This window comes from Haloarcula sp. Atlit-120R (genome assembly GCF_003665885.1).
GTDB classification, from domain to species: domain Archaea; phylum Halobacteriota; class Halobacteria; order Halobacteriales; family Haloarculaceae; genus Haloarcula; species Haloarcula taiwanensis.
This window is the reverse complement of the sequence record NZ_QPLN01000002.1, coordinates 852,736-877,620: the sequence shown is the minus strand read 5'-3', so window position 1 is coordinate 877,620 and position 24,885 is coordinate 852,736. Positions and strand designations below refer to the sequence as shown.

General features: G+C 64.7%; 22 protein-coding genes. 13 read left to right on the top strand and 9 right to left on the bottom strand.

Annotation, left to right across the window (positions count from 1 at the left end; genetic code table 11):
* The first annotated feature begins 61 nt into the window (after nucleotides 1-61).
* Together DVK01_RS11810 and DVK01_RS11805 are read left to right on the top strand one after the other, a co-directional pair.
* On the top strand, nucleotides 62-2,452 hold the full coding sequence (locus DVK01_RS11810) for a DNA topoisomerase VI subunit B (protein WP_121536825.1): 2,391 nt from the start codon (nucleotides 62-64) through the stop codon (nucleotides 2,450-2,452).
* Between the two features lies 1 nt (nucleotide 2,453).
* Nucleotides 2,454-3,560 (top strand): DNA topoisomerase IV subunit A, encoded by a 1,107-nt coding sequence (locus DVK01_RS11805; RefSeq protein ID WP_121536823.1) that lies wholly within the window; start codon nucleotides 2,454-2,456, stop codon nucleotides 3,558-3,560.
* 26 nt (nucleotides 3,561-3,586) lie between these two features.
* On the opposite strand, the gene DVK01_RS11800 is transcribed toward DVK01_RS11805, so the two are convergent.
* The 7 genes from DVK01_RS11800 to DVK01_RS11770 form a co-directional block, all read right to left on the bottom strand.
* Nucleotides 3,587-4,870, bottom strand: a complete 1,284-nt coding sequence (locus DVK01_RS11800) for a PQQ-binding-like beta-propeller repeat protein (RefSeq protein ID WP_121536821.1) — start codon at nucleotides 4,868-4,870, stop codon at nucleotides 3,587-3,589.
* 145 nt (nucleotides 4,871-5,015) lie between these two features.
* A complete protein-coding gene (locus tag DVK01_RS11795) occupies nucleotides 5,016-5,495 on the bottom strand; it encodes a hypothetical protein (protein WP_121536819.1) in 480 nt (159 codons plus the stop codon).
* A gap of 94 nt (nucleotides 5,496-5,589) precedes the next feature.
* Nucleotides 5,590-6,336: an MBL fold metallo-hydrolase gene (locus DVK01_RS11790; RefSeq protein WP_121536817.1), complete on the bottom strand. Its 747-nt coding sequence runs from the start codon at nucleotides 6,334-6,336 to the stop codon at nucleotides 5,590-5,592.
* A 59-nt stretch (nucleotides 6,337-6,395) separates the two neighbouring features.
* The gene (gene ligA, locus DVK01_RS11785; protein WP_121536815.1) at nucleotides 6,396-8,054 is read right to left on the bottom strand and encodes an ATP-dependent DNA ligase LigA; all 1,659 of its coding nucleotides are present in this window, start codon (nucleotides 8,052-8,054) and stop codon (nucleotides 6,396-6,398) included.
* A gap of 38 nt (nucleotides 8,055-8,092) precedes the next feature.
* Nucleotides 8,093-10,540, bottom strand: coding sequence for a type II secretion system F family protein (locus tag DVK01_RS11780; protein WP_121536813.1), 2,448 nt, complete (start codon nucleotides 10,538-10,540; stop codon nucleotides 8,093-8,095).
* A gap of 1 nt (nucleotide 10,541) precedes the next feature.
* Entirely contained in the window at nucleotides 10,542-12,161 is a 1,620-nt protein-coding gene (locus tag DVK01_RS11775; protein ID WP_101349787.1) for a type II/IV secretion system ATPase subunit, read from the bottom strand.
* Nucleotides 12,162-12,293: 132 nt separating this feature from the next.
* Nucleotides 12,294-12,794: a TIGR04206 family protein gene (locus DVK01_RS11770; protein ID WP_121536811.1), complete on the bottom strand. Its 501-nt coding sequence runs from the start codon at nucleotides 12,792-12,794 to the stop codon at nucleotides 12,294-12,296.
* A 102-nt stretch (nucleotides 12,795-12,896) separates the two neighbouring features.
* Between DVK01_RS11770 and DVK01_RS11765 the strand changes: the two genes are divergently transcribed.
* Entirely contained in the window at nucleotides 12,897-13,322 is a 426-nt protein-coding gene (locus tag DVK01_RS11765) for a DUF5793 family protein (protein WP_064288494.1), read from the top strand.
* Nucleotides 13,323-13,326: 4 nt separating this feature from the next.
* Here DVK01_RS11765 and DVK01_RS11760 read toward each other — a convergent pair whose 3' ends face one another.
* Nucleotides 13,327-14,109, bottom strand: a complete 783-nt coding sequence (locus DVK01_RS11760; RefSeq protein ID WP_121536809.1) for an NAD-dependent protein deacylase — start codon at nucleotides 14,107-14,109, stop codon at nucleotides 13,327-13,329.
* Nucleotides 14,110-14,319: 210 nt separating this feature from the next.
* Between DVK01_RS11760 and sucC the strand changes: the two genes are divergently transcribed.
* The 5 genes from sucC to DVK01_RS11735 all read left to right on the top strand — a co-directional run bounded on the left by sucC (nucleotide 14,320) and on the right by DVK01_RS11735 (nucleotide 19,130).
* Nucleotides 14,320-15,468 carry an ADP-forming succinate--CoA ligase subunit beta gene (gene sucC, locus DVK01_RS11755; RefSeq protein ID WP_101349784.1) on the top strand — a complete coding sequence of 383 codons (1,149 nt, stop codon included), beginning with the start codon at nucleotides 14,320-14,322 and terminating at the stop codon, nucleotides 15,466-15,468.
* Nucleotides 15,465-16,337, top strand: coding sequence for a succinate--CoA ligase subunit alpha (sucD, locus tag DVK01_RS11750; RefSeq protein WP_101349783.1), 873 nt, complete (start codon nucleotides 15,465-15,467; stop codon nucleotides 16,335-16,337). The genes sucC and sucD overlap by 4 nt, the downstream gene beginning before the upstream one ends.
* Nucleotides 16,338-16,380: 43 nt before the next feature.
* Entirely contained in the window at nucleotides 16,381-17,373 is a 993-nt protein-coding gene (locus DVK01_RS11745) for a hybrid sensor histidine kinase/response regulator (RefSeq protein ID WP_121536807.1), read from the top strand.
* A gap of 246 nt (nucleotides 17,374-17,619) precedes the next feature.
* The gene (locus tag DVK01_RS11740; RefSeq protein WP_004593153.1) at nucleotides 17,620-17,856 is read left to right on the top strand and encodes a hypothetical protein; all 237 of its coding nucleotides are present in this window, start codon (nucleotides 17,620-17,622) and stop codon (nucleotides 17,854-17,856) included.
* Nucleotides 17,857-18,107: 251 nt separating this feature from the next.
* Nucleotides 18,108-19,130: a HAMP domain-containing sensor histidine kinase gene (locus DVK01_RS11735; RefSeq protein ID WP_121536805.1), complete on the top strand. Its 1,023-nt coding sequence runs from the start codon at nucleotides 18,108-18,110 to the stop codon at nucleotides 19,128-19,130.
* 19 nt (nucleotides 19,131-19,149) lie between these two features.
* On the opposite strand, the gene DVK01_RS11730 is transcribed toward DVK01_RS11735, so the two are convergent.
* Nucleotides 19,150-19,581: an SRPBCC family protein gene (locus tag DVK01_RS11730; protein WP_121536803.1), complete on the bottom strand. Its 432-nt coding sequence runs from the start codon at nucleotides 19,579-19,581 to the stop codon at nucleotides 19,150-19,152.
* A gap of 60 nt (nucleotides 19,582-19,641) precedes the next feature.
* On the opposite strand from DVK01_RS11730, the gene DVK01_RS11725 reads away from it, so the two are divergent.
* Genes DVK01_RS11725 through DVK01_RS11705 form a run of 5 tightly spaced genes read left to right on the top strand, consistent with a single transcriptional unit; the run spans nucleotide 19,642 to nucleotide 24,878 of the window.
* The gene (locus DVK01_RS11725; protein WP_101349780.1) at nucleotides 19,642-20,544 is read left to right on the top strand and encodes an ABC transporter ATP-binding protein; all 903 of its coding nucleotides are present in this window, start codon (nucleotides 19,642-19,644) and stop codon (nucleotides 20,542-20,544) included.
* Nucleotides 20,545-22,425, top strand: coding sequence for an ABC transporter permease (locus DVK01_RS11720; RefSeq protein WP_121536801.1), 1,881 nt, complete (start codon nucleotides 20,545-20,547; stop codon nucleotides 22,423-22,425).
* Complete coding sequence (locus tag DVK01_RS11715) at nucleotides 22,418-23,506, top strand: ABC transporter permease (protein ID WP_101349778.1); 1,089 nt, start codon at nucleotides 22,418-22,420, stop codon at nucleotides 23,504-23,506. The genes DVK01_RS11720 and DVK01_RS11715 overlap by 8 nt, the downstream gene beginning before the upstream one ends.
* 43 nt (nucleotides 23,507-23,549) lie before the next feature.
* Nucleotides 23,550-24,527: an aldo/keto reductase gene (locus DVK01_RS11710; protein ID WP_101349777.1), complete on the top strand. Its 978-nt coding sequence runs from the start codon at nucleotides 23,550-23,552 to the stop codon at nucleotides 24,525-24,527.
* A gap of 57 nt (nucleotides 24,528-24,584) precedes the next feature.
* On the top strand, nucleotides 24,585-24,878 hold the full coding sequence (locus tag DVK01_RS11705) for a hypothetical protein (protein ID WP_101349776.1): 294 nt from the start codon (nucleotides 24,585-24,587) through the stop codon (nucleotides 24,876-24,878).
* The last annotated feature ends 7 nt before the right edge of the window (nucleotides 24,879-24,885 follow it).

Below are 24,885 nucleotides of genomic sequence, written 5' to 3'. Positions count from 1 at the left end.
TTCACTTTCACTCCGGTGGCGATTACCTTTTAACCCCGACGCGGGTACGTACCGCACGACAATGACCTCGTATCAGTCGCGACTCGGCGAGGGCGAGGGGATCGCCGAGGAGTTGGCCGAATCCCAGCGGGCCATCTCCATCGCCGAGTTCTTCGAGAAGAACAAACACATGCTGGGCTTCGACTCGGAGGCCCGGGCGCTCGTCACGGCCGTCAAGGAGGCCGTCGACAACGCGCTCGACGCCTGCGAGGAGGCCGGTATTCTCCCCGATATCTACGTCGAGATTCAGGAGGCCGGCGACTACTACCGGCTGGTCGTCGAGGACAACGGCCCCGGTATCACGAAAGAGCAGGCCCCGAAAATCTTCGGGAAGCTCCTCTATGGCTCCCGCTTTCACGCCCGCGAGCAGAACCGCGGCCAGCAGGGTATCGGTATCTCCGCGGCGGTCCTCTACTCGCAGCTGACCTCCGGCAAGCCCGCGAAGATAACCTCCCGGCCGAAGGGCCAGGACGAGGCACAGTACTTCGAACTCATCGTCGACACGGACACCAACGAACCCGAGATCAGCGTCGACGAGACGACGACGTGGGAGCGCCCTCACGGGACCCGGATCGAACTGGAGATGGAGGCCAACATGCGCGCCCGCTCGACGCTGCGGGACTACATCCAGGACACCGCCGTCGTCAACCCTCACGCCCGCATCGAGTTCGACGAACCGGGGCTGGACGAGTCCCTGAAGTTCGAGCGCGCGGAAGGTGCGGACCTTCCCGACGAGACCGAAGAAATCCGCCCGCACCCCCACGGCGTCGAACTCGGGACCCTGCTGAAGATGCTCGAAGCCACCGACTCCTACTCCGTCTCGGGGTTCATGCAGGAGGAGTTCACCCGCGTGGGCGGCAAGACCGCCGACAGCGTCATCGCGAACTTCAACGACCGCCACTACGGCCGCGGCATGGCCTGGCAGCCGCCGAAAGTCGGCGAGGACGCGGACATCGAGGCCGCTGTCGAGGACGCCGTGGCGAACAAAGGCGCTGAAACCACGGCGACCTTCGCCGCCGCCGTTTCCGAGGCGATTCACGACCGCGCCCGGGTCGCGTACCACGAGGTCGAAGCCATCGTCGATTCGGCGGCCGAAGACGCCGAGGCCGACGGCGACACCACGTTCGGCGCGACAGTTCGAGAAAACGCCGTCGAGGCCGCTTGGGATGCCGTCAGTGATACCCTGTCGAGCGACCTCTACACCCTCATTGACGACGTAACGACGAAACGCAAAGACGACGCGGTAATCGAGGGGCTGGCGAGCCGGTTGGCCGACAAGTTCGCCGACGAGGGCCGCCACCGACTGACCCGCGACGAACTCCGGGAGTACGTCGACCGCGCGGCCGACATGACCGAGGAGCAGGACGACGCCACCTTCGGCGAGACGGCCCGCGAGAACGTGCTGGAGGTACTCTGGACCGCGGCCGTGAACATCCCGGAGGACCCGCCGAAGGTAGACGACATCGCCGCCGACCGCGATACGGCGAGTCAGTTGCTGTCGGCGATGCGCGAGACGGACATCATCGCGCCGCCGACGGACTGTCTCTCCCCCATCAGCGCGGAACTCGTCGAGGAAGGCCTCCGGAAGGAGTTCGACGCGGACTTCTACGCCGCCTCGACGCGTGACGCGTCAGTCCACGGCGGCGACCCGTTCATCGTCGAGGCCGGCATCGCCTACGGCGGCGAACTGGAGGCCGAGGGCAGCGTCGACGTGATGCGTTTCGCCAACCGCGTGCCGCTGGTCTACCAGCGCGGGGCCTGTGCGACGACGGACGTGGTGAAGTCAATCCGCTGGCGCAACTACAACCTCGACCAGCCCGGCGGCTCCGGCATCCCGAAGGGGCCGGCTGTCATCATGGTCCACGTCGCCTCGACGAACGTGCCCTTCACCAGTGAGTCCAAGGACGCCATCGCCAACGTCCCGGAGATGGAAGACGAAATCGAACTCGCCATCCGGGAGGCCGCCCGCGAGCTCAAGAGCTACCTGAACAAGCGCCAGTCGATGCAACAGCGCCGCGAGAAACAGGACAAACTGGCGACCATCCTGCCGGAGATGGCCGAGAAGCTCACCGAAGTGACCGGCAACGACGACCTGCACATCGACGACTCGCTGGCCCGCATCATGAACAACGTGCTCGTCGAGCGCGAAATCGAGGACGGCACCGTCCGCGTGACCGTCGAGAACAACGACGACACGAACGCCGACATCGACCTGACCGACATCGTCACCGCCGAGCCACAGGACACGAACGGCGCGACCGTCGTCGAGATGGACGGCGAGTGGTTCGTCAAGTGGTCGCCGACGGTGGCGGCCGGCGAGACCGCTGTTCTCGAATACAGCGTCCCCGACGAGGCCGAGTTCACCGTCTCGGTCGACGGCGTCGAAGAGGAGAAACTCACGGTGAACGCCTGATATGAGCACCGACTCAGACACCACACCCGACACCGAGGAAGCGCGCGAGCAACTCATCGACCTCGCGGCGGACTTCTACGACCAGTTCGCCGACGGCGAGGTGCCGACGATGACCATCCCCACCCGGACCAAATCGAACATCGTCTTCGACGAGGACGAACAGGTCTGGGTGTACGGCGACCGGAACTCCACCCGGTCGGCGAAGACGATTTCCGGGGCCGAGAAGATTCTGAAGGCCGTCTACACCATCGACTTCCTCTCCCAGCAACTGGAGGAAGACCGCTCGTCGACCCTGCGTGAACTGTACTACCTCTCCGAGTCCTGGGACCTCGACGAGGCCCAGTTCAACACGCAGGACGAGTCGAACAACCTCATCGAGGACCTCGAAATCGTCTCCGACGTCAAACGCGAGGACTTCCACATGCGCCCGGAAGAATCCGGCGCGAAGGTGATGGGGCCGCTGCTCCTCCGCGAGCAGACCAACCGCGGCGACCGCGAGATTCACTGTCAGGACGACGTGGGGCAGGGCGGCTACCAGATTCCGAACAACCCCGACACCATCGAGTTCCTCGACAACGACGCGGAGTTCGTCCTCTGCGTGGAGACCGGCGGGATGCGGGACCGACTCGTCGAGAACGGCTTCGACGACGAGTACGACGCGCTGGTCGTCCACCTCGGCGGCCAGCCCGCGCGGGCGACCCGGCGGCTCATCAAACGGCTCCACGACGAACTGGCCCTCCCGGTCACGGTGTTCACTGACGGTGACCCGTGGTCGTACCGCATCTTCGGGTCGGTCTCCTACGGCTCCATCAAATCTGCCCACCTCTCGGAGTACCTGGCGACCCCCGAAGCCCAGTTCATCGGCATCCGCCCGGAGGACATCGTCGAGTACGAACTGCCGACGGACCCGCTGTCGGACTCCGACGTCAACGCCTTAGAGAGCGAACTTGAGGACCCGCGTTTCCAGACTGACTTCTGGGAAGAACAGATCGAGCTCCAGCTCGACATCAACAAGAAGGCCGAGCAGCAGGCGCTCGCTTCTCGGGGGCTTGACTTCGTGACGGAGACATACCTGCCCGAGCGGCTGGACGAGATGGGCATACTGTAGGCACGGCATCGACGGAGCGTTCTCGGTTATTCCAGCACGTACACGGTATCGTCAGCGGCGACGTAGGCCCGATGTTCGTCGACAGACAGATCGGTCAGGTCGCGCTCGGCGTCGAACGTCCACCGTTTCGTTCCAGCCGTCGCCTCGACCGCGAACTTGAATCGGTTCCGCGGGTCGCCGTCCGTCCACGAGTTCACGTATAGGGTATCGGAGACGGCCGCCGCCGGCATCAGTCCCTCGACGTTCACGTCCGGCTCCCACGACCAGTCGAGTTCGCCGGTACTACTGTCGTGACCGCGAACCGCGTCGCCACCCGCATAGAGCGTCCCGTCCTGAACCGAGGCCCGTTGGACGTACCCGGACTGGTCCGCTTGCCACTGTTGCTCGCCGGTCGTGGGATCGAGCGCAGCGACGTGTGTGCCACCGACGTAGAGCGTCCCGTCGTGGAGCGTCGTCGATGTCACGAACCCGTCGTTGTGGGTCCAGCGGGTCGCACCGGTGTCGGCGGCGACGCCGATGAGCGTACCGTGAGTCTCGTCCACGTCGGCGGCATAACAAAGCGTGTCGTCGGTAGCGACCATCGTCTGGGAGTAGTAGTCCGAAACGTCACTGGTCCACCGTTGCTCACCGGTCTCAGCGTCGTACGCGTAGAACCGCCCGTACGACGCCACGTATATCGCCCCGTTGCGCACCGCTCCCTCGTACTGGTCGCCGATTTCCCCGGACCATTGCACCGACCCGTCAGAGACGGCGAGCGCGTAGAGCGTTCGCCCCTGCTTCGACGGGGCGTCGGTGTTCGTCCCGACGTACACCGTGTCCTCGGTTACGTCGAGTAACTCCAGCCACCACTCTCCGGGCGAGAACGTCCACTGTTTCGCGCCGGTTTCGGGGTCGAGTGCGACGACGCTGTGGTCCTCGTACAGTCCTTCTTTCCCGCGTACGACGAAGACGGTGTCCCCGACGCGTCTCGGCTGTGAACTGACGGGGTCGCTCGCGTCGTATGACCACTGCTGGCTCCCGTCAGCAGTTGCGAGTGCTGCGACCGTTCCCGACGCCGTCCCGACGTACAGGCGCTCACCCGTACTCACTGGAGGCGCTGTGATCTCTGCGTCGAGTGATTGCTGCCAGGCGACGAACGGTTCCGTTTCCCCGCTCCGCTTGTGGGCGGGCGTCCCAGCCCCTGATTCCGGTGTCGTCTCAGTTCCAATCGGTGAAGTCTCTATGTACTCGTTCGAACCGAGACAGCCAGCGGACGCCAGTCCGAGGGTCGCGACACAGCCACGAAGGTATCGCCGACGGGAGGAGGGCATTAGGAGTCCATCTCCTGTCTCTCGGTAAGTGTTTTCTGTCGAGTGGAAAATGGGAACAGTCGTGGTGAGACCGGTGCGCAATTAGTGTACTACCCGGAACGACTGACCGACAAAGCGAATCCGCGTTTGCTCGGTCGAGAATCCATCAGTCGCGATCGACTGACCGGTCTTGTGGCGGTAGTTTCAGCAGAGAGCGGACATGTCGCCGGAACCAGTTCCGTATGTTCGCACCGACCGGGGTGAACACCAGCGTCGCGGCGAGACAGATAGACACGAGTTGGACAGCAATCGTAACCCACGGTGTAAAGGTCGGAACGAAGACCGTAACGACCCCGACAGCCAAGACCAGATAGATACTCAGTTCCGCGACAAAATAGCCGAAACTGGCCCTGAGTGAGGGCTGAAAGCCGGCGGTCCAGAACGACACGACGACTATCGTTCCGAACAGCAGGCCGGCTCCCATCGTCGACAGCGGCAGTTCGGCCTGAATCGCATCGGCCACGGCAGAACCGAGGGACCACAGCGACGGCCCGACAAGGAGCCAGACAAGCAGTAGGTGACCGAACGAGGGCGTTCGTTCGGCTGGGGAACGTGTTTCCCCTGTTCGGTCACTGGCGCGTTCCATGTCGGTGGTGTTCTGCTGAACGCCCCAATATTGTTTTGACTGACAGATGGACCGGGAAACCACCGTCTCGGGTCGCCGAAGACGGGTTCGCCAGTCAGTTCTCGTCCAGCACGACCGGAACGCCGCGCTTTGCCACGTCCTCGGCGAACGCGCCCGAGTCGGCTTCCAGCGACGTGAACGTGTTGTAGTGCATCGGGAGCACGAGGTCCGGGTCCATCGCCTCGGCGAGGTCGGCGGCCTCGTGGCGGTTCATCGTGTAGTTCTGGGCGATGGAGGGGACGAACAGCGACACGTCCAGTTCGGCGTGGCCGTCCAGCACGTCGGTGTCGCCGGGCCAGAACACGCGGGTGTCGTCGATGGCGACGAGGAAGCCACAGCCGATGCCCTTCGGGTGAATCGGGCTGCCGTCGTCTTTCACGTTCCGGCCGTCCTCGTGGTTGTACGCCGGCATCGTCCAGATAGGTACGTCGTCGACCAGCACGTCGGCCTCCATCGACACTTTGCGGACCTCGTAGTCGAGGTCGGCGAGGCGGTCGAGGTCGCGGTCAGTCGCGTGGACGTTGATACCCTCGAAGGCGACGACGGTGGCGTCCTCGCCCGCGACGCGGCGGATGCCGTCGGGGTCGTAGTGATGGATGTGGGTCACACAGACGATGTCGCCGTCATTCGGGGCGTAGTCCCGCGTCGGCGGGTGGCCGACGCCGGGCGTGTCCGGTTCCCACTCGCCGGTGAGCACGCCGTAGCGGCCGGGGTCGAAGTAGACGACCGTGTCATCGCCTTCCAGCCGCAGCGTCGCGTAGCCGAGCCACTCGGCGGTGATGCCGTCGTGTCTGACTGTCATGTACGGGCGTTCTCGGAGCGGCCCATTACGCGTGTCGGTCCGTCCCAGTCTCGACGGTCTTACTGGGACTCGGCCAGCCGCTCGACCCGTTCGAGCGAGTCGGCGTCGGCGGGCGTCTTGTCCTCGCGGACCGAGAGGAACCGGGGGAACCGGAGCGCGTAGCCCGAGTCGTAGGACTGGGAGGCCTGTATCTCCTCGTAGCCGACCTCGAAGACGACCGCCGGGGTGAGCGCCACGTCGCGCCCGTCCTCGGCGCGGACGTGTGGTTCGAACCGCTCGGTCAGGTCGTCCAGTTCCTCGTCGGTGATACCGGTCGCGACGTTGCCGACGGTGGCGTAGCCGTCGTCGGTCCGGACCGAGAGTTCGAACGACCCGAGGACGTTCGCCCGGCGGCCCTCGCCCCACTCCGCGCCGGTGACGACGCAATCCAGGGTCTCCACGTCGGGCTTGCGCTTGCGCCAGTGCTTGCCCCGCTTGCCGGGCGAGTACGCCGCCGTCGGGTCCTTCAGCATGATGCCCTCCTGGCCGGCGGCGAGGGCCGCCGCTTCCAGGTCCTCGATTTCCTCGGGGTCGCCGGACAGCCACATCTCAGAGACGGCGTCGCTCCCGTCGGGGAACAGCGATTCGAGACGGTCGTGGCGCGTCTCCAGCGGCGCGTCCAGCAGGTCCTCACCGTCGGCGTGCAGGCAGTCGAAGGCGTGCAGGCGGACCGCCACGTCCTCGCGGGCCGCGGCCACGTCGTGTTTCCGGCGGAACCGCCGCAGCACTTCCTGAAACGGGAGCGGGTCGCCGTCGGCGTCGACCGCGACCACCTCGCCGTCGAGGATTGCCGGGGCGTCGAGCGCCGCCTCGACGGCTTCGACCACCTCCGGCAGCGGGTCGGTGACCTCCTCCATGTTCCGCGAGAACAGCCGGGCGGTTTCGCCGTCGAAGTGGACCTGCACGCGAGCGCCGTCGTACTTCCACTCGACGGCGGCGCGGTCCCAGTCTTCGAGCGCGCCGGCGACTGTCCCGGCCTGGGCCAGCATCGCCTGGACCGGGCGGCCGATTTCCAGCGTGATGGTCGCCAGTCCCGCCTCGCCCTCGTCGCGGGCCATCTCGGCGACCGTGCCGTAGTCGTTCGACACCTGGACGGCCCGTTCGACGGCGTCGACCGGCACGTCGAAGGCGGCCGCGACGGCGTCCCGGACGGTCCCCTCGCCGACGCCGATGCGCATCTCCGAGAGGACGAGCCGGGCGAGGTAGCTCGCTTCCGTCGGCGAGCACCGCGAGAACAGGCCAAAGAGGATGTCGACTTTTGTCCCCTGGCTCCCGCTGCCATCGACGGCGGCCAGGTCCCGTAGCTCGGCGTCGAGTTCCGCGACGGTCAGCGCGGCGGTCCCGCCGGCACCGAACGCGGCGAGGCCCTGCTGGCCGCCGAGGTCGTAGCTGGCCGCGACGGCCCCGATTTCGCCCATGTCGGCGAGGCGCTCCTCCACGTCGTCAGCGCTGATATTCTGGCCCGCTGCTCGGGCAATCGCCTCGTAGCAAAGCCGCGGCCCGATGTCGAGCGTGTGCGACTCGTAGGCCGGGAACACCCGGCCCTGGACGAAGCGAGCGAGCGTCGAGAGGTCCGATCCCGCATCGGTGAACAGGTCAGTGACCGCCTCCGTAATCGCGGTATCGGCACTCTCGGCTTCGATTGCGTCGGCCCGGTCGGCGAAGGCGGCAAACTCCATCAGCGCCTCCTACCCGATTGGGCACCGTAAATCCAGCGTCACTCGACCGTGTACTCGACGGTGACGTTCTCGCCGGCCGTCGACGACGCATACGGTCGGTCCGGCGACCCCGAAGTGTCGCTGACGGGATAGTCGAGTTGCTGGTTCCCGTTGGTGTCCTGATGGGCGACGAGCACGAGCGACTGGCCGGTCGACGGCGGCCTGTCCAGCGTTATCTGGACATCGCTGTGGGACCCCGACGAGAGATACTCAGAGGTCCCGAGCACTCTACCGTCCGCTTCGAACTCCCGGACAACAATGAACCCGCCCTCTGACAGCGATGCCGATTCGACCGTTATTTGATCACCGGAAACAGCAGGGCTGGTGACCGTCATCGACGCAACCGGCGAGGAGAGGAGAATGAAGGCGATGTAGGCGACGCCCAGCAAAATCGCGGCGTGTTTCGCGCCGTCCTTGAGCGTCCCTTCACCCAGTTGGCCGCCGATGAAGCCGGTGAGAACTGCTTGAATGAGAGCAGTGTGGAAGAACACGAGCGTGTACGCGGCCTTGTCGACGCGCCCGAAGCGAGCGAACTGGTCGACGCCGACGCCGAGGCGGTTCGACTCGCCGGCCGGCGTCGGCACGCTGGAGGGCAGACTCGGGACGAGCACTTCCTGTACAGCGACGATGATGACCAGAAACACCAGGAAGGCGACGTAGATGACGACGAGGTAAGTGAGCATCTGCTGGCGTCGCCGCCGTTTCAGCCGGAGGTCGGCCCGTGACTGGGTCGCCGCGATGCGAAACACCGGGCCGAGCTGGCCCGAGGCGTGCATCGCGTGAGTCAGCAGGGTCACGATGCGCGTTATCGCCGTCGTCTGGACGCGGCGGCCGAACCGGACCAAGGCGTCAGTGACGTTCGCGCCCATCCGGATGTCGGCCCAGATGCGGTGCATCTCCTGTGTGAGGACGCCGATGTCACTGCCCCGGACCCGTCGGAGGCTCTCCACGACGGTCATCCCCGCCTCGTTCAGGCTCGCCAGCCGTTCGAGCAGGTCGGGTGTCGCGTTCTCGATACGTGAGAGCCGCTGGGTGTAGACGAACCGCACCAGCGCAAATGGCCCCAGAACCAGCAGGAGCGACTGGATAACGAGATCGTCGAGAATGCGGACGTTGATAGACGAGGTCTGAAACGCCGCGGGGGCGCGGAGGAGCAGTAGCACCACAGCGACTGGGACGGCGAGGTAGAGGACGTACACCGGGTTCCAGACGAGCGACTGGATCGGGGAGCTGAGCAGGTCCCGAAGCGATTTGACGCGGTCGTAGAACCGCAGTCGGAGCCAGTTCGCTTCGTCGGCCGGGACGACGCCGCCGTCGGGCAGGCCGAGACGGCCGGAGGCGAAACTGGGCTTGCCGAGCGACGCCGTTTCGTAGCGCTCTAGAACGTCCGTCGTGCCGGCGCTCCCGATGCCGAGCGACTGGAGCTTGATATCCAAGTACACCATGAACCCGACGTTGGCGAGCGGGATGACGAGATACGCCATCATCTGTAACAGCCAGAGGGTGTCCGTCGTCGTCAGGCCGAACACGAGCAGAATCGTCATCAGGAAGAGCACGGCGGCGACGAACACGGTGACGTACGCCTCGGCGACCGTGGCCAGCCGTTCGAGCAGATCCTCCTGGCGTTCGGCGGCCTCCTCCTGATGGCGCTCGTACTGCTCGCGGAGGAACGGGGCCAGCGACTGGCCGCTCTGGAGGACGCTGGAGAGGTTCTCGGTGAACGTCTTGAACTGTTCGCTGGGGGTCCGCCGGGAGACATGTTCGAGCGCCGTGATCATGTCCCGGCCGAACAGGTCCATCTCCCTGACGGCGACACCGACTTCCCTCGCCGTGTCGCCGTAGATTTCCTGATTTCGGGCCAGTACACGCATAACATCTGGGAAGGACATCCCACCACGGGACAGCGCGTACATGAAGGCGATAGTGCGGGCCATCCCCTCGTCGATGTTCCGGCTCCGCACATCCGCCTGATTCTTGAGCCGCTCCCAGCGGTAGAGGTACGCGAGTCCGGCCGTTACTGCGCCGGAAAGCACGCCGCCGCCGATGAGGATGTAGAGAGTCCCTGTCGGCGTCAGCACGAGTTCGAACGTTCGCAGGCCGAAGGCGTTCACCATCGTCGAGGGGAGCCCCTGTGCAAGGTTCACTAGCGCCGGCAGAATCAACAGCAGGCCGCCGATAGCGTACGCGCCGGTTATCGCTCCCGAAACAGCACCAGCACAGGCGTACACCAGCGTTCTGGCGGCGTAGCCGCGGTACGTCTCGTCGACGTATGCGGCTTCGAGCTGGCGTTCCCGCTCGGGCGACTGTCCCACATACCGACCGAAAAGCCGTCGGGACAGCCGCGTGACGTTGCGGTCGAAGCGCTCGTTGACCGTGCTGTAGCCGATAAGCCCGAGAATCCCAACGACGACGGCGAGCGGTGCCAGACCGAGCGGATTCAGCGCCATGTCAGGCTATCTCGTCGTCGATGTTCGCCATGACCTGCTCTTTGTCCGCGTAGTACTTGTTGACCATCGCCGTGAACTTCCGGTAGTCGGTGATGCCTTCGGACTGGAGATAGCGAAGGAACCGCTGGCGGTTGCGGAGTTCGGTGAGCAGTTCCGACTGTGTCCAGCCGCGCTCTTCGCGGATCTCGTCCAGTAGCTCGCTGTTGTTCTCGGAGAATCGGTCCTCAGTGGCCCGCCAGTTGTACGTCGTCGAGTAGTCCAGTTCGCCGGTCCGCTGGTCGATGCCTTCGATTTCGGCGAGGGTCTTCGCCCGGCGGACGCGCTCGTCGCCCGAGCGGGCCAGCACCTGCACACAGAGGATGTCGAGGCTCTGGACCATCGGCCGCGGGACGTTGATCGGCTCGTTCTCAAGCCGGTTGATGACGGTCTGGACCGAGTCCGCGTGCATCGTCGAGAACGTCGTGTGACCGGTGTTCATCGCCTGGAACAGCGTGATGGCCTCCTCACCGCGGACCTCGCCGACGATGATGTACTCGGGGCGGTGCCGGAGCGCGGACCGCAGCAGGTCGTACATCGTGATGTCCGAGTCGTCCAGCCGCTCGCGGGTGACCGAGGAGAGCCAGTTATCGTGGTACAGGGATAGCTCGCGGGTGTCTTCGATTGAGAGCACCTTCGACCGGGGCGGCAGGAACATCGCGAGCGCGTTCATCGACGTGGTCTTACCGGCCGCCGTCCCGCCCGCGAAGATGAGCGACTTGTTGGACTCGATGGCCAGCCAGAGGTAGGCGAGCATCTCCACGGAGAACGTGCCGTACTCCAGCAGTTCGATGGGCGTGAACGGCTCGTCGGCGTATTTCCGGATCGTGAACGCGGAGCCGCGCGGGGTCACTTCTTCGCCAAGGGCCAGTTCGATGCGCGAGCCGTCGGGGAGCGTCGTGGAGACGACAGGGTCCGAAACAGAGACGTGTCGGCCCGAGCGCTGGGCCAGTTGGATGACGAAGTCGTTCAGTTCGTCGGCGTCGTAGGTGATGTTCGTCTCGATATCCGTGTAGCCGTCGTGGTAGACGAAGATGGGGAGGTTCGCCCCGTCACAGGAGATGTCCTCGATATCCGGGTCGTGCATCAGGGGGTCGATGTGGCCGTAGCCCTGGAAGGAGCGATGCAGGTAATAAAACAGCCGGTAGAACGTCTCCGGCTCGATGACGACGCCGTACTCCTCCAGCCTGGCTTCGAGTTCCTCGGCGAGGACACGCTCCGGGTCAGTGTCGACGTCGTCGCGGTAGATGAGTGGAATGCGGATGTCTTCAAACAGGCGGTCGAGCAGTTCTCGCTCAATATCGGTCAGCGACGGCTCGACGACGTGATACAGGTGCTCGTCACGGTCCGGGTCGTGGTTGATAGAGGCGAAGGCGAAGGGAGCGTTCAGCCAGTAGCGTTCCACCTCGTTGTAGCCGTCGAGGCCGTCGAACTCGACCAGTGTCCCGTGGCGGCTGGGGTCGTAGTTCGCCGTCGGAACCGCCGCCCCGCTCAACACCGTCGCGGTCCGTGAGAGCCACGACTGGATGTGGCCGAGCGGGTCCGAAACGATGTCACCGGGTTTGGGAGATTCTGGATTCGACATCGGTAGTGTAGTGGGGAGCACACGGTGCTCCGCGGAATATACCTCTGCTATCGTATCCACCTACTTAAATTCGCTCGCCAAATTATCAGGAGTATAATCGCCAGCGGTCGGACGAACGAGACCGGCTGGCAGTCACGCTCGGTCGACGGTCAGAAGGAAGAAGGCGAACACGAGGGCGACGAGCGTTCCGACGGGGACGGTGATGCCGGGAAACGACGTGATGAACAGCCCGCTGGCCGCGAGCGTCAGAACGCCCACAAGGCCGAGCAGTCCGCCGAACAGTCGGACTGGGTCCACAGGGAGCGCCGCCTCGACACGCTCCTCAGCGGCGTAGTAGTAGAGGCTGAGGCCGAGCGGCAGCAGGAAAACAGCGAGGGCTGTGACCCCGAGTGTCCCGGCGAGCGCCAGCGGCTCCGACTCCTGAAACGTGGCGACCTCCCAGGCCCAGAGAAACGGCCGCTCTCCGGGGAGCGTCGCACCGAAGATGAACTGGAACCGGAACGGGAGAAACCGAAGCCCGACGACAGTCACCCCCTCAATCTCGAACAGCGACACCGACCACGGGGCCAGTCCCACGAGCCACGTCGAAAGCACCGCGAACTCGCCGGCGTACTCTGACTTCACCCAGGCCATGCTACTGTCAGAGGGTGGGCCGGTCCGGTAAAAGCTACCGATACCGACAGTCGGTGCGCCGTTACGTTCATTTGGCCGGGACACGTACCAGTAAACACCGGAATGAGGCGTGATTACTTCACTGTCGACATCCAGGCTTCGGCCACCGACAACGACGACCCGACGATCGCGATTGTATACGATGGGCCGACAGGAGAGCTTCGCGAGCGCCTCACCAAAGTAGACGGTGGCACACTCGATGGCGAGGACATTGACGTGACCTTCCGCCGCCAGCCTGAAAGCGACGGTGTGCTTTCGCTAACGAACCGACTCACCGGTGAGTACGTCTTCGAGGCGACAGCACCGACAGCGGATGTCGACGCGCTCGTCTCCACAGCGGACGCCCAAGAAGACCCACAGTTTAGGGTCCGTCTCACCGACGGCGAGGGCGAGTCACGGGCCTACGAGTTGCGGACGCTGCTCGTCTACGACCACGACGGGAGCCTCCTGCGCGGACAGAGCCTCATCCCCGGCGGCGTCGAGCTGTAGCCCGCTACAGCCGCTCGACAATCGCCGGGAGCACCTGCGTGACATCCGCACGGAGCACGTGCGCCGCAGCCGCGTCACGCGGCGTCTTATCGTAATTTATCACGACCAGTGTACTCCCCGCCTCAGCCGCTATCTTCGGCAGGAGCGACGCCGGCTGGACCGACAGCGATGACCCAGCCGCCAGAAACACGTCACTGTCCCGTGCGAGACGCTGGGCCTCGTTCATCGCCACGTCGGGCATCGGTTCGCCGAACAGCACCACGTCGGGCCGGTAGACACCACCGCAGTCACATCGCGGGGGCAAGTCGCCGTCCTCGTCGGCCGCCTCGAACACCGGTTCGGCGTCCCGCCGGTGGCCACAGTCGTCACAGACCACGCGCCGATGGGTGCCGTGGAGTTCGACGACCCGGTCCGTCCCGGCGGCGTCGTGCAGCCCATCGACGTTCTGGGTGAGCACGGCGTCGAGGTGGCCCGCGGATTCGAGCGCCGTCAGTGCCTCGTGAGCAGCGTTGGGTTCGGGGCCTACGTCGCCGTAGATGGCCTCCCGGAGCGAGATTCGATCCGCCCAGAAGCCCGCCGGGTCGGCGTCGAGCCGGCGGCGGTGGAAGTCTGCCGGGTCGTGGCGCTCCCAGAGACCGTCGTCGCCGCGAAAGGAGGGAATCCCCGACGCCGTCGAGACGCCTGCGCCGGTGAGCGCGACGCCGGTTTCAGCGGTCCGAAGCGCCTCGGCTACGGCATCGAGCGTCTCACTGTCAACGTCGCCGGTTCCGTGCCTATTGTCGGCCATGCGCTCACTTCGGAGTGCGACGCTGTGGGTCTATCGGCTCGAACCCGACGACCGTGGACGTGTCCCCACATCTTGAGTCGCCGTCCCGTACCACGCACAGCGTCCTTCGGGCTCGTTTGCGGTTTCCACATGAACTGGGACGCTCTCCGCTTGGTCGCAAGAAGAGAAACGGACGGATTTAAATCGCCACCGCTCGCCTTTCTGCATGACATGCGCTTGCACGAATACCAGGCGAAGCAAGTCTTCGCTGACGCGGGCATCCCGACGCCCGCCTCGCAGCTGGCCGAGACAGTAGATGAGGCCGTCGACGCGGCCGAGGAAATCGGATATCCGGTCGCCATCAAGGCACAGGTCCACGTGGGCGGCCGCGGCAAGGCCGGCGGCATCAAGCTCGTCGAGTCCAGGGAGGAGGCCCGCGAGGCCGCCGAGGACATCATCGGGATGGACCTCAAGGGCTACCACGTCTCGAAGGTGCTCGTCGAGGAGGCCGTCGACTTCGTCAACGAACTGTACGTCGGCGTGACGATGGACCGTGGCGAGGGTCGCCCCGTCGCCATGGTCTCGACGAAGGGCGGCGTCAACATCGAGGAGGTCGCCGAGGAGGACCCTGACGCCATCGCCCGCGAGCACATCGACCCCGCCTTCGGGATGCACCCGTTCCAGGCCCGGAAGGTCGTCTACGAGGCCGGCGTCGACCGCGAGGTCGCAAACGACGTTGCGAGCGTCCTCACGACGCTGTACCAGCTCTGGGACGACCGTGACGGCGCTGACACGGAAATCAACCCGCTGATGATTACCGGCGACGACGAGGTTATCGCGGCCGACGCCGTCATGAACATCGACGGTGACGCCCTGTTCCGCCAGCCCGAGATCGCGGAGATGGGCGAGGAAGCGGCGGAGGGCGACGAACTCGAACAGAAGGCCGACGAGTACGGCTTCGATTACGTCCGACTCGACGGCAACGTCGGCATCATCGGTAACGGTGCGGGCCTCGTGATGACGACGCTGGACCTCGTCGATTACTACGGCGGCGAACCGGCCAACTTCCTCGACGTGGGCGGTGGCGCGAAGGCCGACCGCATCGCGAACGCCCTCGACATGGTGTTCTCCGACGACAACGTCGACTCGGTCGTGTTCAACATCTTTGGGGGCATCACCCGCGGCGACGAGGTCGCCAACGGTATCAATCAGGCCCTGGAGCAGTTCGACGAGATTCCGAAGCCGGTCACCGTCCGACTCGCAGGGACCAACGCCGAAGAGGGAATGGAGATTCTGAACGAAGACCTCGTCACGGTCGAACATACGCTGGAGGACGCCGTCCAGCGTGCAGTCGAGTACGCGAAGGAGGTGGAAGCATGAGTGTGCTAGTCGACGAAGACACGCGCGTCGTTGTACAGGGAATCACCGGCGGTGAAGGGAAGTTCCACACCGAACAGATGCTGGAGTACGGCACCAACGTGGTCGCCGGGGCCGTCCCCGGCCGCGGCGGGCAGGAGGTCGCCGGCGTGCCGGTCTACGACACGGTCCAGCAGGCCGCCCGCGAGGAGGACGCCAACGCCGCCGTCGTGTTCGTGCCGCCGGCCTTCGCCGGCGACGCCTGTTTCGAGGCCCTTGACGCGAGGGGCATCGACCTCGTCGTCGCCATCACCGAGGGCATCCCGACCCAGGACATGGCGCGGGTCTACCGCAAGCTGCAGGAGACCGACACGCACCTCGTCGGGCCGAACTGCCCCGGCGTCATCACGCCCGGCGTCGCCAAGCTCGGCATCCTGCCCGGCAACATCTTCTCGTCCGGGAACGTCGGTCTCGTCTCCCGCTCGGGGACGCTGACCTACCAGGTCGTCGACAACCTCACCAACCGCGGCATCGGCCAGTCGACGGCCATCGGCATCGGCGGCGACCCCATCATCGGGACGGACTTCATCGGGGCCTTGGAGCAGTTCGAGGCCGACCCCGACACGCACGCCGTCGTCATGTGCGGCGAAATCGGCGGCGAGGACGAGGAGGAGGCCGCCCGCTACATCGGCGAGCACATGGACACACCGGTCGCCGGCTTCATCGCCGGCCGCACCGCACCGCCCGGGAAGCGGATGGGCCACGCCGGCGCTATCGTCTCCGGCTCCGGCACCGGGACCGCCGAGTCGAAAATCAACGCGCTGGAGAACAACGGCGTCCCGGTCGGTGACACGCCAGAGGAAGTCGCCGATCACGTCGAGGACCTGCTGTAGGGCACCGTCGGTTTCTTATCACCCGTTTTCGTAATATCACGGGATGACGCCTGCTCGTGGGACCGTCTATCTCGTCGCCGGGCGCGAAGTGACTGATCTAGCTGAGGCACTTTCCGAAGCGCTGACCACGGACGGGGCAACAGCCGAGGCGGTCCCAGACACGAGCGACGTACAGAACCGGCTGAGTGACGGGAATATCAGGGGTGTCGTCATCAGTGACGACGGCGACTGTGACGGGGTTGCGGTATTCGAGGGGCTACGGGCAGCGGGTACCGATATTCCGATAGTACTCGTCGGAACCGACCCCGAACCGGACCGGGTCACCGAGGCGCTCCGGGCCGGCGTCAGTGATTACGTGACCGCAGCAACGCCGGCATCCCTGCTGGCCGCGAAGCTCGAAGCGTACGCGACCCGGTGGCCGACTGACTGGTGGGTCGGTGCCAGCCAGTGGAACGATATTTCCAGCGGCGTCTCCCACGACGCGAAGAACCCGCTGAACGTCGTCATGGGCCGGTTAGAGCTACTCGATATCGGTGAGCCGCATGAAGACGCATTGCTTCGGTCCGTCACCCGGGTCGAGTCGCTCCTTACCGACCTGTCTCGTATCGGAAGCATCGGACGCCCCGTTTCGGAACCCGACTCGCTCTCGCTTTCTGACGTCGCTACCGAAGTCTGGGCCGCAGCGAGCTACGAGGACGCGACGCTCGAAGTGACGACAGACGCGGCTATCGACGCCGAAAACGACCGACTGCAGTTGCTCCTTCGCGAGCTATTTGACAACGCCGTCGCTCACACCGAGGGACCGGTGACTGTCAGCGTCGGTGACACCGAGTCGGGATTCTACGTGGCCGATGATGGCCCGGGGATTCCCGAATCAGACCGCGACAAAGTGTTCGAACAGGGCTTCGGGACGACGCAGGAAGGGGAAGGATACGGACTGTTCCTCGTCGACACCGCGGCGCGGGCACACGGATGGACGGTGTCGGTCGGGGACAGCGAATCCGGCGGCACGCGGATTGACGTGACAACAGTCTAGCGGCGTCGTGACAGACGATAACCGTGGACCGCTTGGAACGGTAGCTTGCGTGTCTGCTCTCGAACTGGCTGTTGCCGAGATGTGTACGTTGGTAGTCAGCGTTGGGAACCATTACTGTCCAAGATATGAGGTGTATGAGATATCGAAAATCGACGGACGGCGGACGACCCGAACCCTCCGTCAACGGAAAGAAGCGGGCGTGAACGTTCCGGTATCGCTATAAGGGATGAATCTGTATCTTCGAATATGCCTCATATTTGTCGGAACTGCAAGCGGACCTTCGGCACAGAACTCGAACTCGAACTCCACCGCGACACGTGTTCGGACGGGCAGCTCTACTGTGACGAATGTGGTGACCGGTTTACCGAGCGAGCGGCGACGGAGGACGGCTGGCACTATCGATGTCCGAATGACGACTGTGACGGCACCGGGATCGACGACGACATCCACAAGGTATCTGACGCACGCGTAACCAAACAGTAGCATCGGGAAGGACAGGCCAGGTTAGCAGTCCGGTGGACGGTAGCGCGGGGAGCTCGACACACGCCTGTTCCGTTGGCCAGTAGCAGTAAATGCTCACCTAACAAACTGATGCGGAAGTGACAGACCCAGATCGCCTGCCAGCCCTTATTCAGGGAGTTGGATGGATTCTTCTGCTCGGGATTATCGGTAATTATTTTTACTTTTCTGATTCTGGAATTCCGGCTGTCCTCACGGCCGATTTCGTCGTCAGTATGCTGGCAGTCGTGCCGTTTGCCGCGGTGATTATCGTCGGTGGGTTCTGGCTAGGAAACTCAGCATTGACTTCGTCACGGTACCAGCGGGTCGGAATCTGGTTCACCGGCGGGCTCAGTGGCTTCCTGTTACTGAACCTGGTTATGATGTGGACCTGGCCCGCCGGGTCGCTCCGGTGGACTATCGGATGGGCGCTGTTTGCGATTGGTGTCGGCGGCTCCGGTGGTCTGGTCGCGGGCATCTTTGAAGCGCGAGCGATTTCGCGAGCCGTCGAGGCCGAACGACAGCGGTTCCAGCGGCGGGCCGTCGAGCAGCGCAACGAACGCCTCGACGAGTTCGCGGCCGTTGTTGCACACGACCTCCGAAACCCGCTCAGCGTCGCGTCCGGTCAGCTCGAACTCGAACGAATGGACCGCGACTCGGAACACCTGGAAACGGCTGCGACAGCGCTGGACCGGATGGAAACGCTCATCGACCGGACGCTGACGCTGGCCCGAAGCGGACACGTCATCAGCGAGACTGAGCCCGTTGACCTCGAAGAACTGGTCGAGAGCTGCTGGGAGGCAGTGCCGACGGCGGATGCGACACTAGCAAACGAAGTAACAGCCGTCATCGACGCCGACCCGGATCGGCTCCGTCACCTGTTCGAGAACCTGTTTCGGAACGCCGTGGAACATGGCTCCACGGGCAGTGTGAATTCCGACGACGCCCTCGAACGTGGCAGTGCTGACCTGACGATTCGTGTCGACGAGCTGTCTGGGGGGTTTTATGTCGCCGACGACGGCTCCGGAATTCCGCCGGAAAAGCGTGATGCGGTGCTTGACGACGGCTATACTGCCACCGACGGTGAAGGCGGGCTGGGGCTGGCAATCGTCCAGCGCATCGTCGAAGCTCACGGCTGGGAAATCGACGTGACCGAAAGCGACGAGGGTGGGACGCGCTTCGAGATAACGGGCATCGCGAGGACGGACGACCCAGAGGAAGACACTCGCACGCGCTCGAAGACGCCAGTACAGCCCTGACGGGTCGGCCCGGCGCTACCTACGCCTCGCGTTGCTTTCCCAGAGCGGCGATCCGTTGGCACGCTCGGGCACACACCGGGGCGTAGCCAGTCGCCAGCGGCGGAATCTCGAACCCAACGACGGAGCCGGTGGTCCGTTCCTCGGCGAAGTGGCCGGTCGCGGGGAGCCGTGCGACGGTCCACGTCCAGCGATACGGCGCGCACGCCGTCACCTCGAACGGGAGCCACACCGCGTCGGCGACGCGAACGCGACCGGTCGTCCCCGCGGTGATGTACCGGTCCGCTGTCTCAACGGCTGTGACAGACGGCCCCCAGTCTGCCCAGCAGTCGGTGTCGGTCAGAACATCCCACACGGTGTCGACCGACGCATCGGCGTCGTGGCGGACGAGCAGGCGTCGGCCGTCCGGTGTTCGTTCGAGTGAGATGCTACTCGCGCCGAGTTCGAGTGCCATTATCAGAAGCAATAGGCCGGAGCCAAGGTATAGGTTAGTTCACTCACAACCAATCGCCAGATGATTGACGCCCGGGATATTCGAAAGGAGTACGGCGGTTTCGTCGCTGTACAGGGCAGTTCGTTTTCGGTCGACCGCGGCGAGGTGTTCGGTATCATCGGGCCGAACGGGGCCGGCAAGACGACGACGCTGAAGATGCTCGCGGGCCTGCTGGAGCCGACGAGCGGCTCGGCCGAGATAGCGGGCCTCGACACCGAGACCGCGGAGATGCGCCAACAACTGGGCTTTCTGCCCGAGGAGTCGCCGCTGTACGAGGAGATGACGCCGGTCTCTTATCTGAAGTTCTTCGCCGATCTGTACGACGTAAATCCGGACGTGGCCGAGGAACGGATGCACGACACACTGGACGAACTCGAACTCGAACACCGCGACCGGAAGCTCGGCGACATGTCCAAGGGGATGAAACGGAAGGTTGCCATCGCCCGGTCGCTCATCAACGACCCTGACGTGCTCATCTACGACGAGCCGGCATCGGGGCTAGACCCGCTGACGACGAACTACGTCATCGAGTTCACTGAGCAGTTGGCGAAAGAGGGCAAAACCATCGTCTTCTCTGCACACAATCTCTTTCACGTCGAGTCTATCTGCGACCGGGTCGTCATCATGAACGAAGGCGAAATCGTCGCTCGCGGCGACCTCGACGAACTTCAGGCCGAGTACGGTCACACGCGGTATCACGTCTATACGACCGTCGACGTGCCCGACGCGGTGCAGGAAAACGGATCGTACAAGCGGGTGGTCGAGAGCATGGACGCCGTCGAAGCGACACGCGAACAGGCAGAAGAAAACGGCGGAGACGTAGTCGACATACGAACGGAGGAGTCCAGCCTTGAGGAGGTGTTCCTCAACGTCGCCGAGGCCGGGACCCGCGGCACGCGATACGTCGGGGAGGACGCGGAGTAGATGCAACCCGACAAGCTCCTGCGCGTCGCGAAGTGGGAGGTGACAAAAAACGCCGGCGGTGTCGACAAGCGGACCATCGTCGTGATGGCGCTGTCCCTCGTTGCGATGGGCGCGGTCGCCGCGATAGCCGTCAGCGGTGGCACCGGCGCGGGCATGGACGACGGCATCTACCGGATCGGCGTCGACGAGAGCAGCCCGTACTACGACGTGGCAGCTAATGACTCGACCTTCGGCGTCCGTGAGCCGGATCCTGCAGCCATCGAGCGACGCCAGCAGGAACTCCTGTATCGGGGGACACAGCTCCAGAGCGTTCCACAGACAGCCAAAGAGCGGGCGGCACTGGCCGAACTACGCGACAGTACGGCGCAGTACAACGACCGAACACTCGCCCGGGATGACAACCAGACCGCCGCGTTTCCCGTTTCTGTGACGCTCATCTACGAGCAGCAGTCGGGGAGTAGTCAGTTTGACCCCCGAAGCGGCGGCAACGGTGGCGAGTCGGGCTCCGAGTCTTCGGACAGCGATAAGACGAGCACCGGCGACAGTGGTGACAGTTCAGGTACGAGCGGCACTGGCGGCGCAACGGCAAGTGGCGTCGGTAACGGCGGAACCGCCGGTGGCAGCGGCGCGAACCTCGGCGCTATCGGCGCGCGGTTGACCGGCGATGTCCAGGGCGGCACCCCCTCTGATATCTCGCCACCGTTCCCTTTCGAGTCGCTCGTGCTCGCCTTCCTCTACATCGTGCCGATGAACTTCGTCATCCAGGCCTACGGCTCGTCGATGCTCTCGGAACGGTTGAACCGCCGCGGTGAACTCCTGCTGGTGACGCCAGCCTCGCGGGGCGACATCATCGGTGGGAAGACGCTCCCGTACCTTGCGGGCGCTGTCGGCGTGGCGGCGCTCATCACCGCGGCGCTCCGGTTCGGGAACATCGCGCCGGCGGGGAGTTACGTCGCGGTGCTGGCGGTGGTCCCGCTCGTCGTCCTCTTCCTCTCGGCGACGTTCTGCGGGGCGATGTTCGCCCGCTCGTTCAAGGAACTCACCTTCGTGACGGTGACAATCACGGTGACGCTGACCTCCTACGCGTTCGTGCCGGCCATCTTCACCGACGTGACGCCGATTGCGCTCATTTCGCCGCTGACGCTCGTCGTGATGGACCTCACCGGCCAGCCGATCGGGCTCTCGTCGTTCGTCTTCTCGACGGCACCGCCGCTGCTGACCGGACTGGTGCTGTTCGGTCTGGGGGCCGGTCTCTATCGAGAAGAGGACATGTTCACCCAGCGGCCGATTCCGTTGAAGGTGCTCGACGCGCTGGCCGGCGGTATCACTGGTCGCCGGAGCGCGCTGAAGATGAGCGTCGTTCTGTTGCCGCTGGTCATCGTCGCCGAGCTGGCAGCCATCGCGTTCCTGTTTGTCCTCGATTCGGTGTCGCTGAACGTCTTCGGGACGAACCAGTCGCTGGGCATCGTGCTCGTGCTCGGCGTCATCGTCGTTATCGAGGAGGTGGCCAAGAGCCTGCACGTCTACGCCGGCTACGAGCACGCCCGCTACGAGCGGACGCTCCGGTCGGCGCTCGGCGTCGGTGCGCTCTCCGGACTCGGCTTTTTCATCGGGGAGAAAGGGCTGCTTATCGCACGGCTGTCAGACTTAGAGAGCCTCCCCATCGGCGAAGCCGCCCTGCAGGGCGCGACCCTGCCGGCCGGCCTGCCGCTGTGGGTCGCGGGCCTGTTGTTCCTGCTCCCGCTGGCACTGCACACAGTGACGGCAGCCATCTCGTCGGTTGGCGCGAGCCGCGGGCGGCGCGCCTACGTGACTGCCCTGACTGTGGCCATCGTCGTCCACTTCGCCTACAACTTCGCGGTGGTGAGTACCCTTGTCTGAAGACCGTCCGGTCTGGCGCGACCCGCGAATCGTCATCGCGCGGCGTGACATTCGGTCGCTGTCCCGCGAGAAGACCATCGTGCTGGCGTTGCTCATTCAGCTGTTCGTCGCGGGGTTCTCCTCGTTCCTCGTCGTCGGCCTCACGTCGCTGTACGACCCCAGCTCGGTCGCAGCCGGCGAGGTGGAGATGGCCGTCACCGGCGACGCCCGGGAGGAACTGGTGGCCGCGGCCGCCGAACAGGACGGAACCAGCGTTACCGCCTTCGAGAACGAGAGCGCGGCACAGCGGGCGTTCGACCAGCGCCAGGTGGACGCGATACTGCGCGGCGACTACGTGCCGTCAGCGCGCGGGCCAGGAGAGCAGATAGCGGTCACTGCTATCGTGCCGGAGGGGAGCATTCGGTCGACGCTCATCGTCGTCGAAGTGCGCCGGGTCCTCAGCGCGCTGGAGCGTCAGGAGCGGCTGGAGCGGACGCCGTATCTCGACTCGCCCCCCGTACCACTGCCTGAGACCGTCAGTGCGAGCCAGTACTTCGGGTTCACCTACACCATCCTGATTCCACTGCTCCTGTTCCTGCCGCCGTTCATCAGCGGCTCGGTGGCCGTCGACACCGTCACCGAGGAACTCGAACGCGGGACGATGGAACTACTCCGCGTGGCCCCGGTGTCGCTGCTCGACATCATCGACGGGAAAGCCCTCGGAATGGTGTTGCTTGCCCCTGCACAGGCGCTCCTGTGGCTCGCCCTGCTGTCGACGAACGGTATCGCCGTCTCGAACCCGGCCGCGATTCTGCTGTTTATCACCGCCGTCACCGTCGTCGTCGTGACGCTCGGCGTCGTGCTGGGCGTCACGCTCCAGAACCGTCGCCCGGCGCAGTTGCTGTTCTCCGTGCTCACCCTCGTCCTCTTCGGTGGGGCCGTCGTCCTCCCGGAACACCCGGCGACGACGGTGGCGAAGCTTGCAGTGGATAGCCCGACCCTACTGACTTACGGCCACGTCGGTGGGGCGGTCCTGCTGGCGGTCGCTGGCTACGTCGTAGCCAGACTATACATCGGGCGGGTCGCGGCGGAATCACTGTAACCAGCGGCGAACCTTTTTCGCCAGCGCGGACGCGAACCTGAGCATGGAGTACACGACACTCGGGTCGACTGGCATGGAAGTCAGCCGGCTCTGTCTGGGCTGTATGAGCTTCGGAACCTCGGAGTGGCGCGACTGGGTGCTCGACGAAGCGGAAAGCCGCGAGGTCATCGAGCGGGCCATCGACCTCGGCATCAACTTCTTCGATACGGCCAATATGTATTCGATGGGCGAGTCCGAGCGTGTTCTCGGGACCGTCCTCGACGACTACGACCGCGACGGACAGGTCGTGGCGACGAAAGGATACTTCCAGATGGACGAGGACAACCCAAACTCCGGGGGGCTCTCGCGGAAGGCCATCGAGCAAGAACTGGCGAACTCGCTGTCCCGGCTCGGGATGGACACTGTCGACCTCTACCAGACCCACCGCTGGGATTACGACACACCTATCGAACAGACGCTCCGGGCGCTGGACGACGCGGTCCGACGGGGACAGGCACGGCACGTCGGCGCGTCGTCGATGTGGACCCACCAGTTCGCGGATGCGCTCCGGACGAGCGAGCGCGAAGGACTGGAGCGGTTCGAGACGATGCAGAACCACTACAATCTGCTGTACCGCGAGGAGGAGCGCGAGATGCTCCCGCTGTGTGAGAAGGAGGCCGTCGGCGTTATCCCGTGGAGTCCGCTCGCCCGGGGTTATCTTACCCGCCCGCACGAGCAGGTCGAGGAGACGGTCCGGGGCGAGACAGACGACTACGCTCGTGAACACCCCTACTTCGAGGGCAACGGCCGCGAAATCAACGAGCGCGTGCAGGAACTGGCCGACGAGTACGACGCCTCGATGGCACAGATCGCGCTGGCCTGGGTGCTCGACAAGGAGTGGGTCGACGCACCCATTATCGGGACGAGTAGCCTCGAACACCTCGAAGAAGCGGTTTCGGCGCTGGAGATCGACCTCACGGCGAGCGACGTAGAGTGGCTGGAAGAGCCATACGAGCCAGTTCGGGTGTCGGGCCACGAGTAAGCCGCCGAAACGGTTATTGCGCTGTATGGTGAAGCTTGACACTGAGGAAAGGTAACAATGACCAATGCTCGGGGGCCGAGCAACGAGGCGTTCGAGGAGCCGACGGGCGGTGACGCCTGCGTGTGTCCGGTACGGAACGCAATTGAGCACTACGTGACCGGGATACTGGGACTTGCCGCGACGCTCATCGTCGGTGTGCAAGCGTATCCGTGGCTCCAGTCCGTCACCGGGACCACGACGTATCTCGGCTCGACGTGGCTGGTGTTTAGTTTCGCTGCGATATGGCTCGTCTGCTGGATCGCACTGGAACTCGCCTGGGAGTGGCGTGCCGGCCGGATACACCTGCTGTAGCGGGCAG

Coding starts and splice junctions, on each gene's coding strand:
- DVK01_RS11810 (WP_121536825.1), top strand. CDS start 62: ATGACCTCGTATCAGTCGCGACTCGGCGAGGGCGAGGGGATCGCCGAG.
- DVK01_RS11805 (WP_121536823.1), top strand. CDS start 2,454: ATGAGCACCGACTCAGACACCACACCCGACACCGAGGAAGCGCGCGAG.
- DVK01_RS11800 (WP_121536821.1), bottom strand. CDS start 4,870: ATGCCCTCCTCCCGTCGGCGATACCTTCGTGGCTGTGTCGCGACCCTC.
- DVK01_RS11795 (WP_121536819.1), bottom strand. CDS start 5,495: ATGGAACGCGCCAGTGACCGAACAGGGGAAACACGTTCCCCAGCCGAA.
- DVK01_RS11790 (WP_121536817.1), bottom strand. CDS start 6,336: ATGACAGTCAGACACGACGGCATCACCGCCGAGTGGCTCGGCTACGCG.
- ligA (WP_121536815.1), bottom strand. CDS start 8,054: ATGGAGTTTGCCGCCTTCGCCGACCGGGCCGACGCAATCGAAGCCGAG.
- DVK01_RS11780 (WP_121536813.1), bottom strand. CDS start 10,540: ATGGCGCTGAATCCGCTCGGTCTGGCACCGCTCGCCGTCGTCGTTGGG.
- DVK01_RS11775 (WP_101349787.1), bottom strand. CDS start 12,161: ATGTCGAATCCAGAATCTCCCAAACCCGGTGACATCGTTTCGGACCCG.
- DVK01_RS11770 (WP_121536811.1), bottom strand. CDS start 12,794: ATGGCCTGGGTGAAGTCAGAGTACGCCGGCGAGTTCGCGGTGCTTTCG.
- DVK01_RS11765 (WP_064288494.1), top strand. CDS start 12,897: ATGAGGCGTGATTACTTCACTGTCGACATCCAGGCTTCGGCCACCGAC.
- DVK01_RS11760 (WP_121536809.1), bottom strand. CDS start 14,109: ATGGCCGACAATAGGCACGGAACCGGCGACGTTGACAGTGAGACGCTC.
- sucC (WP_101349784.1), top strand. CDS start 14,320: ATGCGCTTGCACGAATACCAGGCGAAGCAAGTCTTCGCTGACGCGGGC.
- sucD (WP_101349783.1), top strand. CDS start 15,465: ATGAGTGTGCTAGTCGACGAAGACACGCGCGTCGTTGTACAGGGAATC.
- DVK01_RS11745 (WP_121536807.1), top strand. CDS start 16,381: ATGACGCCTGCTCGTGGGACCGTCTATCTCGTCGCCGGGCGCGAAGTG.
- DVK01_RS11740 (WP_004593153.1), top strand. CDS start 17,620: ATGCCTCATATTTGTCGGAACTGCAAGCGGACCTTCGGCACAGAACTC.
- DVK01_RS11735 (WP_121536805.1), top strand. CDS start 18,108: ATGCTGGCAGTCGTGCCGTTTGCCGCGGTGATTATCGTCGGTGGGTTC.
- DVK01_RS11730 (WP_121536803.1), bottom strand. CDS start 19,581: ATGGCACTCGAACTCGGCGCGAGTAGCATCTCACTCGAACGAACACCG.
- DVK01_RS11725 (WP_101349780.1), top strand. CDS start 19,642: ATGATTGACGCCCGGGATATTCGAAAGGAGTACGGCGGTTTCGTCGCT.
- DVK01_RS11720 (WP_121536801.1), top strand. CDS start 20,545: ATGCAACCCGACAAGCTCCTGCGCGTCGCGAAGTGGGAGGTGACAAAA.
- DVK01_RS11710 (WP_101349777.1), top strand. CDS start 23,550: ATGGAGTACACGACACTCGGGTCGACTGGCATGGAAGTCAGCCGGCTC.
- DVK01_RS11705 (WP_101349776.1), top strand. CDS start 24,585: ATGACCAATGCTCGGGGGCCGAGCAACGAGGCGTTCGAGGAGCCGACG.